Below are 14,795 nucleotides of genomic sequence, written 5' to 3' on the forward strand. Positions count from 1 at the left end.
CCCCCCCCCCCCCCCCCCCCCCCCCCCCCCCCCCCCCCCCCCCCCCCCCCCCCCACCCCCGAAACCCACCACACACCCGCACCCAGCCAACCGGCACCCGCACAAACGCCCCCCAGCAGCGCGCAGCGCTAAAGCACCCGCTCCGCCCCATGCCGCACGGCCGTCACCCGCACCTCCGCCGGCAGCACCGCCAACCCCGCCGACTCCCGCGCATGCCCCAACGCATCGCCCGTCAGCCGCCCCACCGCCTCCGCCGGCCCCGCATGGGGCTCCAGCACCATGCCCACCTGCGCCTCCGGCGCGGTGCGATGGCGTCCCGTCAGCCGGACGTCCACCCGGGACACGCCGTCCATGGCCTCCGCCTCGGCCGAAACGGCGGCTTCCAGCGCCCGCCCCCGCAGCAGCGCCCCCTGCCCGTCCCCGCTGTCCACGAGCGTCTCGCCGAGCCGGCGCTTCCGCAGCTGCGCCAGCAGCCACCACAGCGTCAGCACGAGCAGCACACCCAGGACCGCGAAGACGGCCGGCCACCACCAGCCGTCGTCCTTGTAGCGGGTCCGCCCCGCCGCGCTGAGCACCACGTCGTCGGGCCCTCGGAAGGGCCACCAGCCGGGCAGGGTGAAGCCCCAGTGCCGGGGCAGGTCCAGCGCGCCGACGAGCACCGCACCGCCCAGGGCGAACAGCGCGAGTCCGGCGAGCCCCAGCAGCACCCGGTTGACCGTCCTGAGCATGCGTCACATCACCTCTTCGCCGCGCGCCGTACGTGCACGGACAGGGCGGGCCGGCGGGCCAGGCCCAGCTCCCGCAGGCCGTCCGCCGTCGCCGCGTCCACGTCCTTGCGTACCTCGTCCAGCTCCCGGAAGTGCGCGCGGGCCCGGATCGTGATCCGGCGGCGGCCGACGGCGGCCCGCACCGACTGCACTCCGGGCACCTCCGTGACGCGGTCGCGCAGCACGAGCGCGGCGGCGTTCCGGTAGAGCCCGGCCCGGACGTGTTCCGCTCCGGGGACGCCGGCCGGGCGCCTCATCGGCAGCAGGGCGCGCAGCCCGGGGGTGAGCGCCAGCACGAGCAGCCAGAGCCCCACGACCATCGCGACGGCCGCGCCGCCGATCATCCAGGGGTTGTCCAGCGGCCGTTCGGCGAGCTGGTCGGCGAGTTCACGGCGCCAGGCCATCGCGGACCGGCCCGCCCGGACGGCGGCCACGTCGTACAGGGTCAGCGCCACCCCGACGACCGCGAGGAGCGCGACGACACCGGCCGGCACCCGCCGCGCGGACCAGAAGCGGTTCCGCCCCGCGTCGCCGCCACCCTCGTCCGTCGCGGCGGATCCGGACTGCTCGGGGCCCGAATCCCCGGGACCCCGACGCCCGGGACCCGAACGCCCGGGGCCCGAATCCCCGGGACCCGAATCCCCGGGGGCGGCGGCGTGTTCACCGGCCCCCGGGGAGGCCTCGGATCCAACGGTCGGCAGCCGCCGGGTGGTCCGCTCGTCGCGTGCGTCGCCCTCGGTCATTGCACCCGCTCCCCGTCCGCCCGGGCGGTGTGGGCGGAGTGGAGCCGTTCGACGGTCACGGAGACCTCGGGAACGTGCATGCCGGCCAGGGCCCGTACGCGTTGGGCGACCGAGCGGCGCACCGCGCGGCACTGTGCGCCGATGTCGCAGGGGTAGCCGAGTTCCACGGCGAGCCGTACCCGCGCTTCGCCCAGCGGACCGCGTACGTCCTCGTGCTGGGTGGCGGCGCGCACCGAGACGGTGGCATGGGCTCCGCGGCCGGTCGGCACCCGGTTGGCCTCGGGCGCCGTGCGCAGCACCTCCCGCGCGGCCTGCGAGGCGATCTTGGCCACGACCCGGTCGGCGACCCGGGTCGCGCCACGCGCGCCGGGCGGCACCGGCGGCTCGCCCGTGCCCGCAGCCCCCGCACCCGCACCCGCACCCGACCCGGCACCGACATCGGCACCCGCACCCGCACCCGCACCCGCACCCGCAGATCCGGACCGCGCCCCTGCCTCCGCAGGCCCCGCCCCCGCAGAACCGGGCGTCCCCCCGGGACTCTGCCCCCGCCCCGGCCCGTACTTGGGCCCGCGCCCCTGCCCCGACTGTCGCTCCTGCCCAGGCTGCCGCTCCGGCCCCGACTGCGGACCCTGCCCAGGCTCCCGCTCCGGCCCCGACTGCCGCCCGGGTCCCGGCTCCCGCTCCGGCCCCGACTGCCGCCCGGATCCGGGCTCCCGCTCCCGCCCCGCTCCCCGGGCCGGACCGGACTCACCTCCCGGGCCCGCCGCCCGTTCGGTTCTGTCGCGCTCCGGCCCCGGTCCCGCGGCGGCCCCGTTCGCCACCCGCGCTCACCGCCGCCGCTGTTCGCGTTCGCGCGGCCGGAAGAAGTCCCCGGGCTCGAGGTCGCCGTCCAGGAACCGCCCGGCCACGAACCCGACCGCTCCCAGCGCGGCCACCAGCAGGAAGGCACCGAAGCCGCCGAAGTACCCGGCGAAGCCCAGCGCCATCCCGGCGATCAAGCCGACTGCGGCCATGTTCATCGTCCGCTCCTTGCGCTTGCGGTCCGCTCGCGGCCCGCTGCTGTACGGGTGGCCGCCGCTCGGCGGCCACCTCTCACTGAATGCGCGGCCCTTCACTGGATGCGCGGCTGCTCCTCGTCCTCGTCCTCCTCGTCGGGCAGCTTCACATCGCTCACCGCGATGTTCACCTCCACCACGTCCAGGCCGGTCATGCGCTCGACCGCGGAGATCACGTTCTCCCGTACGGCACGGGCCACGTCCGTGATGGAGACGCCGTAGTCGACGACGATCTCCAGGTCCAGCGCCGTCTGCACCTCGCCGACCTCGGCTTTGACGCCGCGGGTGACCGACTTCCCGGCTCCCGGTACGCGTTCCCGGACGGCACCGAAGGTGCGGGAGATGCCGCTGCCCATCGCGTGCACCCCGACGACGTCCCGGGCGGCGAGGCCCGCGATCTTCTCGACCACCCCGTCGGCGATGGTGGTCCTGCCGCGCGACGCCGGGTCTCCCCCGCCGCGCCGGGCCCCCGGGGCACGCCGGGGCTCGACGGTCTCGGTCGTGGTCGTCTCGGGCCGGTTCCGCTGAGGGGCATCGGACATCGCCGGTCACCTTCCGAGGGGGAGGAAGAAGCGGCATCCCGCTCCGCCGCCCACACTATGCATGTTTGTCCAGTTTCGCCCCAGGGTTGTGGCAGGCGTGGGACAGCGACTTTCCGACGAATGGCGCACCCGGCCGTCCCGTCGCGCGTGCGGCAGGCTGTATCGCAGCAGAGGGATGGAGGTGAGCGACGATGACGGCGGACGGCTGGATCCACGCGGTCCGGCAACAGCTCGGCCTGGGCCGACTGCTCCCGCTCGGCGGACCACGGGACGGCGCGTGGATCACGGAGCGCGCCGCGGCGGAGGTGCTGCGGAAGGCGGTCGACCCGGTGGAGGGTGTCCGGCTCGGCCGGCTGCGCATCTCCCTGGTGGACCCGGGGTCGGCGGAAGCCCCGCTGGCCCCTCCCCCGCCCAGCGCACTGCCCCCCGGACCGCTGCGCATCGAGGCGGACTTCGCGGCCGCGATGCGGCTGCCGCTCCACGAGGCGGCGACGCGAGCCCGCGAGGCCCTGCTCACCGCGGCGGAGGACCGGCTGGGGCTGACCGTGGCGGAGGCGGATCTGCGCGCCACCGATCTACTGGACGAACCGTCCACCACCCCCGGCGGCCCTCGGACCGGCCCCGGCACGACGGAAGCGGAACCCTCGGCCCGGCAGCAGGGCGCGAGCACCCCGGACGCCCTGGCACGTCATGAACCGGAATCGACGGAGACGGCGGGAGCACCGAGGCCGACGGACGCTCCGCAGCCGGCCGGACCGCCGGAGGCCACCGAATCCGGGGCGCCGGCCCCCTCGGCGACGACGCCCCGGTCGCCGGAGCGGTGGGGTGACGTCACCGCGGCCGCCTGCGCCGTGCCCGGGGTGATCCGGCTCGCCGCGGCCCTGGCCGGCCCCGCGGTGCGGGTCGAGGACCGGACCAATCCCGAACAGCGCCATGTCCAGGTGCAGTTGGCGGTCTCCGCCGACCACCGGACGCTGGACGTCGCCCGTGCGGTGCGTACGGCGGTGACGATCGCGGCGGCACTGGAGTCGCCGGGGCCGGTCAGGGTGGCGGTCGTCATCACGGCCGTCGAACCGGGACCGGGCCGCCGGCCGCCGCACTTCTGACGGCGGTCCCCCACGCAGGCTGCCGCCGGCCGCTCCCCACGCACGCTCCCGCGCCGTCGGTCGGGCACGGGCGCGCCACGGCGACGCCCCAGCCCTCAGGCCCGGTGACGCCGCCCGCGCCGGGCCTACTCGGCGATGCCCGCCAGGTCGCGGAGCCGCCGCGCCTGCGCCGCCCGCTCGGCTCGGCGCTGCTCCTCGTACGTCCGCTCGCCCGCGCCCCGCAGGAGCGCCTTGGTCTCGATCACCGCGTCGCGCGGCGCTGCCAGCAGCGCGGCCGCCAGGTCCGCGACGGCGCCGTCGAGCTCGCCGGCCGGAACGACCAGGTTGGCCAGGCCCGTCCGTTCGGCCTCGGCGGCCTGGACGAACCGGCCGGTGGCGCAGATCTCCAGCGCGCGGGCGTAGCCGACGAGGGAGACGAGCGGGTGCGTGCCGGTGAGGTCCGGGACGAGCCCGAGGCCGGTCTCGCGCATGGCGAACTGCACGTCCTCCGCGCAGACCCGGAGGTCACAGGCGAGGGCGAGCTGGAAGCCCGCACCGATGGCGTGCCCCTGCACCGCGGCGACGGTGACGACGTCGTTCCGCCGCCACCAGGTGAACGCCTCCTGGTACTCGGCGATGGTGTCGTCGAGCTCCGTGTCGGAGCCGCGCGCCAGGTCGATGAACGAGGGCTCGCCGTCGAAGCCCTCGGGGGTGAACGCCTGGCGGTCGAGCCCGGCCGAGAAGGACTTGCCCTCTCCGCGCAGCACGACCACCCGGACGGTGCCCGGCAGCAGACGCCCGGCCTCGGCGAGGGCCCGCCAGAGAGCGGGCGACTGGGCGTTGCGCTTGTCGGGACGGGCGAGGGTGACCGTGGCGACCTGTGCCGCGTCGTCCACGGTGAGCCGTACGCCGTCCTTGTCCAGCAGGGTCATGAGGTGCCTCCGGGTGGGCGCAGTCAACCAGCCCTCCCGGGTCGATACCGCCCCCGGGAAGCTGCGATTACTGCACAGTAACCACCCGGGCGACCGCGCGATCGACCGGGTGGTCACCGCCACCACTCCTGCCGGGGGTGCCTCGTCAGGCCGAAGTGGCCTTCTTACCTCGTGTGGCTCCGCCGCGACCACGGAGGGTCACGCCGGACTCGCTGAGCATCCGGTGAACGAACCCGTAGGAACGGCCCGTCTCCTCGGCCAGCGCCCGGATGCTCGCACCGGAGTCGTACTTCTTCTTCAGGTCAGCCGCGAGCTTCTCGCGCGCGGAACCGGTCACCCGGCTGCCCTTCTTCAGAGTCTCGGCCACCCGTGCCTCCTCATGGGAAGTGCGCTCTGTGACTCTCATGATCACCCCTTGCGGGCTTCCTGGCCACCCATTCGGCAAGGTCTGTGCCACATCGTTTCCTGCCCGAGCCCGCATCGAGGCGTCCGGAATGCAGGGTTCCGAACGATCGAACGGCCGTCACTGTCCGCAGTCATCGACGAAGGAGCAGGTCAGCGGTGTTATGTATGCCACAGTTCGTGGCGCGCGGCGGTCGGCTGTTGTAGGGACCACGAATTTCCGGCCCCGCGAGGAAGGCGCGCCGGAGTACGAACCGGGCTCACCCAGATGATGGATCACCCGTCGGCCGAATGATCCAGAAGCGCGACGGGCGGGCCGGCAGCCGCCCCGGAAGGCCGGATGGCCGGCCCGGCCGGAGCCGCCGGTCAGGCCAGGGCGACGAGGTCCGCGTAGTCCGGGCCCCACAGGTCCTCGACGCCGTCGGGCAGCAGAATGATGCGCTCCGGCTGGAGGGCGTCGACCGCGCCCTCGTCGTGGGTCACCAGCACCACCGCGCCGGTGAAGGTGCGCAGCGCGCCGAGGATCTCCTCGCGGCTGGCGGGGTCGAGGTTGTTGGTCGGCTCGTCGAGCAGCAGCACATTGGCGGACGAGACCACCAGCGTCGCCAGGGCGAGCCGGGTCTTCTCACCGCCGGAGAGCACTCCCGCCGGCTTGTCGACGTCGTCGCCGGAGAACAGGAAGGACCCGAGGGTCTTGCGGATCTCGACCAGGTCGAGGTCGGGCGCGGACGAGCGCATGTTCTCCAGAACGGTGCGGTCCGGGTCGAGGGTCTCGTGCTCCTGCGCGTAATAGCCGAGCTTGAGGCCGTGGCCCGGGGTGACGGCGCCGGTGTCCGGGGTCTCGACCCCGCCGAGCAGCCGCAGCAGGGTGGTCTTGCCGGCGCCGTTGAGGCCCAGGATGACCACGCGGGAGCCCTTGTCGATGGCGAGGTCGACGTCGGTGAAGATCTCCAGGGAGCCGTAGGACTTCGACAGGCCCTCGGCGGTGAGCGGCGTCTTGCCGCACGGCGCCGGGTCGGGGAAGCGCAGCTTGGCGACCTTGTCGGACTGCCGCACCTCGTCCAGCCCGGCGAGCAGCTTCTCGGCGCGGCGCGCCATGTTCTGCGCGGCCACGGTCTTGGTCGCCTTGGCCCGCATCTTGTCGGCCTGGGTGTTGAGCGCGGCGGCCTTCTTCTCGGCGTTGGCGCGCTCGCGCTTGCGGCGCTTCTCGTCGTCCTCGCGCTGCTGGAGGTACTTCTTCCAGCCCATGTTGTAGACGTCGATCTGCGAGCGGTTGGCGTCCAGATAGAACACCTTGTTCACGACGGTCTCGACCAGGTTGATGTCGTGGGAGATCACCACGAAGCCGCCGCGGTAGGTCTTGAGGAAGTCGCGGAGCCAGAGGATCGAGTCGGCGTCGAGGTGGTTGGTCGGCTCGTCGAGCAGCAGGGTGTCGGCGTCGGAGAAGAGGATCCGGGCGAGCTCGACACGGCGCCGCTGGCCGCCGGAGAGGGTGTGCAGGGGCTGGCCCAGCACCCGGTCGGGCAGGTTGAGGCTGGCGGCGATGGTGGCGGCCTCGGCCTCGGCCGCGTACCCGCCCTTGGTGAGGAACTCGGTCTCCAGCCGCTCGTACTTCTTCATCGCCTTTTCGCGGGTGGCGCCCTGTCCGGTGGACATCCGCTGCTCGTTCTCGCGCATCCTGCGCAGCACGGTGTCCAGGCCGCGGGCGGAGAGGATGCGGTCGCGGGCGAGGACGTCGAGGTCGCCGGTGCGCGGGTCCTGCGGGAGATAGCCGACCTCACCCGAGCGCGAGATGGTGCCGCCGGCCGGGATGCCCTCGCCGGCCAGGCACTTGGTGAGGGTGGTCTTGCCCGCTCCGTTGCGGCCGACGAGGCCGATGCGGTCGCCCTGGGCGATGCGGAAGGAAGCGGACTCGATGAGGATTCGGGCGCCTGCGCGCAGCTCGAGGCCGGAAGCGGTGATCACGGAAAAGACTCCAGGGCAGTTTCGGGCGTCGGGACGGACGGGCGAAGTCGGGCGACGCCGTCTAATGCACAAGGAGAATTGCCATGCGGGCCAGTCTAGCGGGGCGGCGCAATGTCATTTCCGCGGAGCCCCGGTCCCCCTGCTCCGGTCCCCCGCCACGGACGCCGGCCCCGCAGCTCGGACGCCGGCCCCGCTGCTCGCCGCGCTCATGGCGCAAGGCCCCCTCGGGCCCGGGGCGGGCCGCCGGGGAGCGTCGGGGCCGTGTCGGTGCCGTCGACCGCGACCAGCTCGGCCGTCCACGGCGGGTCGGCGCCCCCGCGGGGCCGGGTGCAGGGCTGGGCGATCAGCAGCGCGGCGCCGCGGCGGGCCGTCCGGCGTGGCGCGAAGGAGCAGCCGGGGCGGGCGGGCAGCACCCAGCGGAGATCGCCGTCCGCGCTGCGATAGGCGGTGACGCGCCGCGGGGTCAGCACGGCGAGCAGGCGCCACCCGGGCCCGAGGGGGCGCAGCACGGCCCCGGCGCGCCGGACGACCCGGTCGGTGAGCGGGTTGGTGGCGCCCGGGACGCTCCGGTGCCAGCGGACCGCGGTGGGCCCCGTGTCGGTGACCATGCCGTCGTTCCAGAGGGTGAAGGAGTGGCCGGGCACGGTCCCCACGGTGACCGGGCGACGGCCGGACCGGGCGTACGTCCACCGGCGCGCCCCGCTCACCGGGTCACGGGCCTCCACGGACCTTTCCGTCATGCGCAGCACCGGCTGCGGGGCCGGGCCGGGCTCGGCGGCCGCGGCGGGGTGGAGGGTGAGGCGGTCGCCGTAGGGGGCGGGACGCTCCCACAGCGTGGCGGCAGCGAGCGCCAGCACCAGCAGAACCGCGGCTACGGGGAGGGCCAGGTACTCGGTGCGGGTGCAGTGCGTGGCCCCGGCCGACATGGCGCAGAGCGTAGACCCGCGGTGCGGGGCGGGCCGGGCGGCCGGGGCGACACGGCGGGCGGAGCCTGGCGCATCCGCCCGTTCGGCCGCTGCCCGGAGCCACCGGCGGGCGCCCCGGGCCCGTCCGCGACCGAGCCGCCGGGCCTGTCGGGGGGCGCGCCCCGGAGCCGCCGCACACGGTGAATGTGAGGCACTTCACTCATACTCGGGGGTGGGTGGCCGCCCCCGGCGGGTGGCGGGCGGTGGGCCGGCGTCGGCGTCCGCCGCGCACGGCTGCGGCCGTGCGCGGTGCCCGGCACCTTGACGATGCCGCGCGGCGCCCGCGCGCGGCGGAGCGGGTTCGACGAGGAGTGAGCGCCATGGCAGAGAGCAACCGGCCGACCATCCACCCCACGCTGCTCTACGCGGACGCCCAGGCGGCCATCAAGCTGCTCACGGAGGCGTTCGGCTTCACGGCCGACGCGGTGTACACGGGCGAGGGCGATGTCGTCACCCACGCCGAACTGAGCTGCGGCAGCGGCGTGGTGATGCTGGGCTCCAAGGGGCGGCCTGGGGTCTTCGCCGAGGCGATGCGGGACGCCGGGCCCGCCGGGATCTATGTGGTGGTCGAGGACATCGACGCGCACTACGAGCGGGCCGCCGCGCACGGCGCGGAGATTCTGATGCCGCCGACCGACCAGGACTACGGCTCGCGCGACTACATGGCGCGGGACGCCGAGGGCAATGTGTGGAGCTTCGGCACCTACGCCCCGGCCGGAGCGGCGTAACCGCCTTCCGCGGGCGGCTTCGGAGCCTGGCCGGGGCACGAGGCCCAGGCCGGGCGGGCGTACGGCCTCGGTGTGCCCCGCCCGAACACGATGTCGCGCCAAGGGTGCTGCGAGATCCGTACCGAACGGGCAGGGCGGGCGGTCTCCCGTGCGCGCCCGGGAGACCGAAGGCGAGCTGTGCGCGGCCCGCCTCGCTCAGACCCCGCCGGTGTGCACCTGGAAGGCGGCGCGGCGGACGGCCTTGGCGAGCGCCGGGTCCGGGTGGGCCGCGGCGAGGGCGACGAGCACCTGCACCGTGCGCGGGTGGCCGACGGCCCGTACCTCTTCCAGCAGGGCCGGGACCGTGCCCTGCACCGCGGCGTCGAGATGGCGGACCAGCAGCGGGCTCTCGCCGTGGTCGGCGACGGCCGCCGCGGTGTCGACCCACAGCCAGGTGGCCTCCTCGCGGGTGAGCACCGCGAGGGTGTCCTCCGGGTCGCCGCCTTCCTGTTCGGCCAGCCAGAGCAGGGCGTAGGGGCGGAGGTACGGCTCGTCCACGGCGTCCCGCACGGCGGGCTCGGCCGGGGCGCCGACGACGCGCAGCGCCTCGAAGGCGAGTCCGCGGAGCAGGGCGTCGTGGCCCCGGGCCGCCGCGAGAAGTTCGCTCACGGCGCTGCCCACCGGGCGGGCCGCGAGCCAGGCGCGGTACTCGGCGCGGGCGGGCCCGGGGGTGAGCCGGGCGCAGCCGCGCAGCATGTCCTCGGCGGACTGCTCGATGTTGCCCGCCGGGCTCTGGGCGGCCACACAGATCTGTTCGAGCTTGACCCAGACGGCCCAGTTGCCCAGCGGGGTGAGCGTGGCCTGGTCGCCGTCGAGGGTGAGTGCGCCGACGGAGGCCAGGGCTTCGAGGACCCAGTCCAGCAGGGCGGCGGGCGGCGGGCCGTCCACGGCGGGCGGTTCGGCCTCGGTGACGCGCCGTCCGGTTCCGGTTCCGCCGGCGCCGGCGTCGGTGCCGCCCGCTTCGGTGGCACCGGCCGGGGCGGCGTCGGCGGCGGTGTAGGCGGGGACCTCGCAGCGCTCGGTGCGCAGTTCGGCGACGCGCTGTTCGAGCAGGTCCATCAGCGCGGACAGCAGCACGGGCCCGGCCGAGAGCTGCAGCAGGGAGAGGAGCTGCGGAACGGCCTCCACCACTTCGCCGACGACGGTGGGGGCGAAGGCGGCGGGCACCGGGTGGGCGAGCGACCAGGCGTCGAAGAGCGCGACCCAGCCGCGCAGCACGGCGCTGTCGTCGCCGTCCCACGCCTGGAGCCGCCAGCCGGGGCGGGCGGTGTCGCCGCAGAGTTCGACGAGGCCGGCGAGGCGTGCCCGGTCCCAGTCGGCCCGTGCCTGCGCCGGAGTCAACTGCAGGGCCGCGGCGGCCCGTTCGGCCGCGTCGTCGCCGAGGGCGCCGGCGCCGCCGGGCCGCAGCCCGGTGCCGCCCGCGGCGTCCGCCCAGCGCGCGACCCGCACGGCACCGGCCAGGCCGGCCCGTGCCTGCCGTGCCAGCTCCGCGGGTGCCGGAGTGCCCGCGGGGGGCCGGGGCGCCGGCCGGGCCCGATGGTTCGTCACCGCCTGTCGGGCAGCGGTGGCGATCGGCCGTCGGGGGACGAGGCGGAGCCTGGAGTCGCGCGGAGTACGGGACGTCACGGGAGCAGTCTTCCCGCTGACGGCCCGAAAGCCCAATCGGAATCCGCGGGCGGAGCCTCTCGCGCGCTGAACCGCAGGTCACAGCGGCGTGTGGGGCGGGGGCACGGACCTCTCCGGGCGCCGCCGAAGCCCCGCGCGCGCCGGAATCCGCGCACGCGACGGCCCGGGCGGCGGCTCCTGGTCCAGCAGCGCCTCGTGGCGGGAATCCGCGCATGCGGGCGGGGCCGGGAAGCAGGGCGGGACGGTCACATGAGCGGGGTCAGGAAGCGCCGCAGGGCCTCCTCGTAGCCCTGCGGGCCGGCGTTCCACATCGCCGCGTGGGGGGCGTGCGGCACGGTGTGCAGGGTGACGAGGTCGGGCCGGCGCCCGGCGAGCGCCCGGGAGCTCTCCCAGGGGGCGATCGTGTCGTCCGGGCCGTGCAGCAGGAGGGCCGGTACGGACAGGCGCTCCGGATCGGCGGACCCGCCGAGCAGGTCGCCGTCGAGTCCGAGCCGGCCCTGCGCGGCGCGGACGGCCAGCGGCAGCAGCGGCCGCGGGGCTCCGGCGGCGGACGCGAGCGCGCTCACCGTCGCCCGCCAGTCCAGGACCGGGGAGTCCAGGACGAGCCCGCTCAGGAGGTGCCGCAGCGGGGAGCGCGCGGCGGCGATGAGCGCCATGGTGGCGCCGGTGGACCAGCCGTACAGCACGATGTGCTCCGCGCCGTAGCGGGCCGCGTAGCTCATGCCCGCGTCCAGGTCGCGCCACTCGGTGGCGCCGAGGTGCTGGATGCCGTCCGGGGGACGGGGGGCTCCCAGGTCGCCGCGGTGGCCGAGGTCCAGTACGGGGAAACGGTGCCGGCGGAGGAAGGGCATGACGACCATGGGGTGTTCGCGGCCGGTGCCGAGGCCGTGCACGGTGATCACCCAGGTGTCGCGGGCCCCGGGCACGAACCAGGCTGGGAGCGGCCCGCGGTCACCGGGGACGTCGACGTCGGCGTGGTCGAGGCCGAGCGCGTCGCGCGGGTTGCCGATGTGCACCTGCGGGGTGAGCCACAGCCGGGCGCCGGGGCCGGGACTGCCGTGGGTGACCCGCTCCAGTCGGCGGACGACGACGTCCGGTGCGTGCGGCACGCCCTTCAGGACCGGCCCCACGACGGCATGGGTCCCGCCGCCGGTCAGGCCGTAGGTGCCGGGCCGCAGTGCGGTGAGGCTGCGGGTCAGGGTGATCCGGCCGTCGGCGACGCCGTGGACGGTGAGCGGCGGGTCGGCGGGCAGCGGGCGCAGCCGATGGGGTTCGAGGGCGGCGCCGCTGGCGTGCCGGCCGGCCGCCACGGCGGCCGTACCGGCCCCGAGCACGGTGAGGGCGGCCGCGGCCGCCGCTGTTCGCAGGCCCATCCGCTCAGTGTGAGCGGGGGCGGGGCGGGTGGCCAGTGGGCGTCCGCGGCCGGGTGAGCGCCGGGTGCCGGGGCGTCAGTCCTGCCGCGGCTGCCCGTAGCCGCGCAGCTTCTCGCCGGCCTCGCGGAGTTGGCCGGCGGACAGCAGGCTCGGCGTGTGGCCGGGGACGGACCGGGCGGTCAGCCAGACCCGGCACATCCACTCCAACTGGGCGGTGCGGTCGTAGGCCTGGGCGAGGGTGGCGCCGTGCACGACGGTCCCGTGGTTGCGCAGCAGACAGGCGGTGCGGTCGTGGAGCGCCCGGAGCATGTTCTCGGCCAACTCGTCGCTGCCGTAGAGCGCGTAGGGGGCGACCCGGACCGGGCCGCCGAGGGCCGCGGTCATGTAGTGGACCGGCGGGAGCTCGTCGACCAGCAGGGAGACGGCGGTGGCGTGGACGGCGTGGGTGTGCACCACCGCGGCGGCGTCGGTGCTGCGGTAGACGGCCAGGTGCATCGGCACCTCGCTGGTCGGCTCCAGCTCCCCGAGCACCTGCCGGCCGTCGAGGCCGACGCCGACGGCGTCCCGCGGGGTGAGCCGGTCGTAGGGCACGCCGGTCGGGGTCACCAGGACGGTGTCGCCGACGCGTACGGACACATTGCCCGAGGTACCGACCACGAGTCCGTCGGCGACCGTCCGCCGTGCCGTGGCCACCAGGTCGGCCCATGCCTCTTCGATGCGGGCGTGCTCGGTCTCGGTCAAGGCCCTCACCTCCGCCGCCGATCCTGTCAGGTACGGGACATCGGCTCGCGCACCGGGCGCCGACCCGGCCGGAAGCCGCTCCGGGAAAGCGAACCAAAGGGGACGAACGGCACGCCAAGGTGGGCCCGAGGGAGTGTCATGCACCCTCGGGGTGATGTGCTCCATATGGCACGAGGTGTGCACCCATAGAGGGATTCGCAACCGCCGATTTCGCTCCCTCTCATCCGCCCTCGACGACCGGTCGCGCCCCCTTGGTGCCGCACGCGCCGCTTCAATTTCCGGCCGCGCGCCGGCCATGAGAGATTCCCGAGGGGCGAAGCGCGCTCCGTTCACGGCCTCGCAGCTCACACGGCTCACCCACAGCGGAATCCGACGCTCCGGAGAACTCCCGGCGGACGGAGGGGAACGGCGCCTTCAGGGCGCCCCAAAAGGGTGACACTCCAAACACCCCTTCAGTTCACCTTCCGTTCACTCGCCGTCTCTACGTTCGCCGTGCCACTGACCAACGAGCTGATTGCCTGGGTGAATGGAACACATCACGCTTCTCATCGGGATCGTGATCATCACGGCCTTGGTGTTCGACTTTACGAACGGCTTCCACGACACCGCCAACGCCATGGCCACCACCATCTCCACCGGGGCTCTCAAGCCCAGAACAGCGGTGGCGATGTCGGCGGTCCTCAACCTGATCGGCGCCTTCCTCTCCATCGAGGTCGCCCGGACGATCTCCGGCGGCATCATCGACGAGGGGTCCGGCATCCGGCCCGAAGTGATCTTCGCGGGACTGGTCGGAGCCATCATCTGGAATCTGCTGACCTGGCTGGCGGGGCTCCCCTCCAGCTCGTCGCACGCTCTGTTCGGCGGTCTGATCGGCGCGACCGTGGCGTCCGTCGGCTTCGGCGCCGTCAACGCCGACGCGGTCGTCATGAAGGTCCTGATCCCCGCCGTCGCCGCGCCGCTCGTGGCCGGCGTCGCCGCGATGGCCGCGACCCGGCTCACCTACCGGCTGGCCCGGAACCAGGACGAGCAGGAGACCGCCAAGGGCTACCGCGCCGGGCAGATCGCCTCCGCCGCGCTGGTCTCCCTGGCACACGGCACCAACGACGCGCAGAAGACCATGGGTGTCATCACCCTGGCGCTGATCACCGGCGGCGCGCTCGCCCCGCAGGCCGACCCGCCGATGTGGGTCATCGTCTCGGCCGGTGTCGCCATCGCGCTCGGCACCTACCTGGGCGGCTGGCGGATCATCCGCACCATGGGCAAGGGCCTCACCGACATCCAGCCGCCGCAGGGCTTCGCCGCCCAGACCGGCGCCGCGACCGTCATCCTGGCCTCCTCGCACCTCGGTTTCGCGCTCTCCACCACCCAGGTCTGCTCCGGCTCGGTCATGGGCTCCGGCCTCGGCCGCAAGGGCGGGGTCGTCCGCTGGTCGACCGCGGGCCGCATGGTGGCCGCGTGGGGGCTGACGCTTCCGGCCGCCGGTCTCGTCGCGGCGGCCGCGGCGCTCCTCGCCGGCCAGGGCACCTGGGGCGTCGCCGCCGTCGCCGTCCTCGCGCTCGTCGCCTGCGGCGCGATCTGGGCGCTCTCCCGCCGCAAGCCGGTGGACCACACCAACGTCAACGAGACCGGGGCCACCGAGCCGCCGGGCGTCGTCACCGCCGCCCTCCGCACGGTCTCCCCGCCGCCGGTCGGCTCCGCGGCCTCCGGTGAGGCGTCCGACGCCGCCACCGGCGCCCCGGTCGCCGGCGTCGCCGCGCAGGGCAAGGCCCCGCAGAGCGCGCCGGCCGGCCAGTCCGCCGCCAAGGTCACGGTCTAGGTAAGGAACCCACCGT

At 75.0% G+C, this 14,795-nt stretch carries 15 protein-coding genes; 3 read left to right on the forward strand and 12 right to left on the reverse strand.

Going from position 1 to position 14,795, the window contains the following annotated elements; translation table 11 throughout:
- Window positions 1-128 precede the first annotated feature (128 nt).
- The 5 genes from amaP to AC3EQ1_RS09250 form a co-directional block, all read right to left on the reverse strand.
- Complete coding sequence (amaP, locus tag AC3EQ1_RS09230) at window positions 129-728, reverse strand: alkaline shock response membrane anchor protein AmaP (RefSeq protein ID WP_432093819.1); 600 nt, start codon at window positions 726-728, stop codon at window positions 129-131.
- Window positions 729-736: 8 nt separating this feature from the next.
- Window positions 737-1,510 (reverse strand): DUF6286 domain-containing protein, encoded by a 774-nt coding sequence (locus AC3EQ1_RS09235; RefSeq protein ID WP_432093820.1) that lies wholly within the window; start codon window positions 1,508-1,510, stop codon window positions 737-739.
- Window positions 1,507-1,887 (reverse strand): Asp23/Gls24 family envelope stress response protein, encoded by a 381-nt coding sequence (locus tag AC3EQ1_RS09240; protein ID WP_432093821.1) that lies wholly within the window; start codon window positions 1,885-1,887, stop codon window positions 1,507-1,509. Before AC3EQ1_RS09240 ends, AC3EQ1_RS09235 begins: the two co-directional genes overlap by 4 nt.
- Before the next feature lie 450 nt (window positions 1,888-2,337).
- Window positions 2,338-2,529 carry a hypothetical protein gene (locus tag AC3EQ1_RS09245; protein ID WP_432093822.1) on the reverse strand — a complete coding sequence of 64 codons (192 nt, stop codon included), beginning with the start codon at window positions 2,527-2,529 and terminating at the stop codon, window positions 2,338-2,340.
- Window positions 2,530-2,621: 92 nt separating this feature from the next.
- Window positions 2,622-3,107, reverse strand: coding sequence for an Asp23/Gls24 family envelope stress response protein (locus AC3EQ1_RS09250; protein WP_432093823.1), 486 nt, complete (start codon window positions 3,105-3,107; stop codon window positions 2,622-2,624).
- Between the two features lie 191 nt (window positions 3,108-3,298).
- Here AC3EQ1_RS09250 and AC3EQ1_RS09255 point away from each other — a divergent pair, with 191 nt between their 5' ends.
- The gene (locus AC3EQ1_RS09255) at window positions 3,299-4,213 is read left to right on the forward strand and encodes a nucleopolyhedrovirus P10 family protein (RefSeq protein WP_432093824.1); all 915 of its coding nucleotides are present in this window, start codon (window positions 3,299-3,301) and stop codon (window positions 4,211-4,213) included.
- 125 nt (window positions 4,214-4,338) lie between these two features.
- Here AC3EQ1_RS09255 and AC3EQ1_RS09260 read toward each other — a convergent pair whose 3' ends face one another.
- The 4 genes from AC3EQ1_RS09260 to AC3EQ1_RS09275 form a co-directional block, all read right to left on the reverse strand.
- Window positions 4,339-5,124 (reverse strand): enoyl-CoA hydratase/isomerase family protein, encoded by a 786-nt coding sequence (locus AC3EQ1_RS09260; RefSeq protein ID WP_432093825.1) that lies wholly within the window; start codon window positions 5,122-5,124, stop codon window positions 4,339-4,341.
- Window positions 5,125-5,269: 145 nt separating this feature from the next.
- On the reverse strand, window positions 5,270-5,491 hold the full coding sequence (locus AC3EQ1_RS09265) for a helix-turn-helix domain-containing protein (RefSeq protein ID WP_019709629.1): 222 nt from the start codon (window positions 5,489-5,491) through the stop codon (window positions 5,270-5,272).
- A 401-nt stretch (window positions 5,492-5,892) separates the two neighbouring features.
- Window positions 5,893-7,491, reverse strand: a complete 1,599-nt coding sequence (locus AC3EQ1_RS09270) for an ABC-F family ATP-binding cassette domain-containing protein (RefSeq protein ID WP_351515060.1) — start codon at window positions 7,489-7,491, stop codon at window positions 5,893-5,895.
- A 206-nt stretch (window positions 7,492-7,697) separates the two neighbouring features.
- Window positions 7,698-8,417 (reverse strand): hypothetical protein, encoded by a 720-nt coding sequence (locus AC3EQ1_RS09275; protein WP_432093826.1) that lies wholly within the window; start codon window positions 8,415-8,417, stop codon window positions 7,698-7,700.
- Window positions 8,418-8,776: 359 nt separating this feature from the next.
- On the opposite strand from AC3EQ1_RS09275, the gene AC3EQ1_RS09280 reads away from it, so the two are divergent.
- The gene (locus AC3EQ1_RS09280; RefSeq protein WP_432093827.1) at window positions 8,777-9,184 is read left to right on the forward strand and encodes a VOC family protein; all 408 of its coding nucleotides are present in this window, start codon (window positions 8,777-8,779) and stop codon (window positions 9,182-9,184) included.
- A 195-nt stretch (window positions 9,185-9,379) separates the two neighbouring features.
- On the opposite strand, the gene AC3EQ1_RS09285 is transcribed toward AC3EQ1_RS09280, so the two are convergent.
- The 3 genes from AC3EQ1_RS09285 to AC3EQ1_RS09295 form a co-directional block, all read right to left on the reverse strand.
- A complete protein-coding gene (locus tag AC3EQ1_RS09285) occupies window positions 9,380-10,849 on the reverse strand; it encodes a hypothetical protein (protein WP_432093828.1) in 1,470 nt (489 codons plus the stop codon).
- Between the two features lie 245 nt (window positions 10,850-11,094).
- On the reverse strand, window positions 11,095-12,222 hold the full coding sequence (locus AC3EQ1_RS09290) for an alpha/beta hydrolase family protein (protein WP_432093829.1): 1,128 nt from the start codon (window positions 12,220-12,222) through the stop codon (window positions 11,095-11,097).
- Window positions 12,223-12,297: 75 nt separating this feature from the next.
- Window positions 12,298-12,963 carry a class II aldolase/adducin family protein gene (locus AC3EQ1_RS09295; RefSeq protein WP_432093830.1) on the reverse strand — a complete coding sequence of 222 codons (666 nt, stop codon included), beginning with the start codon at window positions 12,961-12,963 and terminating at the stop codon, window positions 12,298-12,300.
- Between the two features lie 526 nt (window positions 12,964-13,489).
- Here AC3EQ1_RS09295 and AC3EQ1_RS09300 point away from each other — a divergent pair.
- Complete coding sequence (locus AC3EQ1_RS09300; RefSeq protein WP_432093831.1) at window positions 13,490-14,779, forward strand: inorganic phosphate transporter; 1,290 nt, start codon at window positions 13,490-13,492, stop codon at window positions 14,777-14,779.
- Window positions 14,780-14,795 lie beyond the last annotated feature (16 nt).

The organism is Streptomyces sp. bgisy100 (assembly GCF_057709105.1).

What these genes read in the sequence shown, in the direction of transcription:
- AC3EQ1_RS09255 (WP_432093824.1), top strand. Translation starts at nt 3,299, where the DNA reads ATGACGGCGGACGGCTGGATCCACGCGGTCCGGCAACAGCTCGGCCTG.
- AC3EQ1_RS09260 (WP_432093825.1), bottom strand. Translation starts at nt 5,124, where the DNA reads ATGACCCTGCTGGACAAGGACGGCGTACGGCTCACCGTGGACGACGCG.
- amaP (WP_432093819.1), bottom strand. Translation starts at nt 728, where the DNA reads ATGCTCAGGACGGTCAACCGGGTGCTGCTGGGGCTCGCCGGACTCGCG.
- AC3EQ1_RS09280 (WP_432093827.1), top strand. Translation starts at nt 8,777, where the DNA reads ATGGCAGAGAGCAACCGGCCGACCATCCACCCCACGCTGCTCTACGCG.
- AC3EQ1_RS09290 (WP_432093829.1), bottom strand. Translation starts at nt 12,222, where the DNA reads ATGGGCCTGCGAACAGCGGCGGCCGCGGCCGCCCTCACCGTGCTCGGG.
- AC3EQ1_RS09275 (WP_432093826.1), bottom strand. Translation starts at nt 8,417, where the DNA reads ATGTCGGCCGGGGCCACGCACTGCACCCGCACCGAGTACCTGGCCCTC.
- AC3EQ1_RS09300 (WP_432093831.1), top strand. Translation starts at nt 13,490, where the DNA reads ATGGAACACATCACGCTTCTCATCGGGATCGTGATCATCACGGCCTTG.
- AC3EQ1_RS09250 (WP_432093823.1), bottom strand. Translation starts at nt 3,107, where the DNA reads ATGTCCGATGCCCCTCAGCGGAACCGGCCCGAGACGACCACGACCGAG.
- AC3EQ1_RS09245 (WP_432093822.1), bottom strand. Translation starts at nt 2,529, where the DNA reads ATGAACATGGCCGCAGTCGGCTTGATCGCCGGGATGGCGCTGGGCTTC.
- AC3EQ1_RS09235 (WP_432093820.1), bottom strand. Translation starts at nt 1,510, where the DNA reads ATGACCGAGGGCGACGCACGCGACGAGCGGACCACCCGGCGGCTGCCG.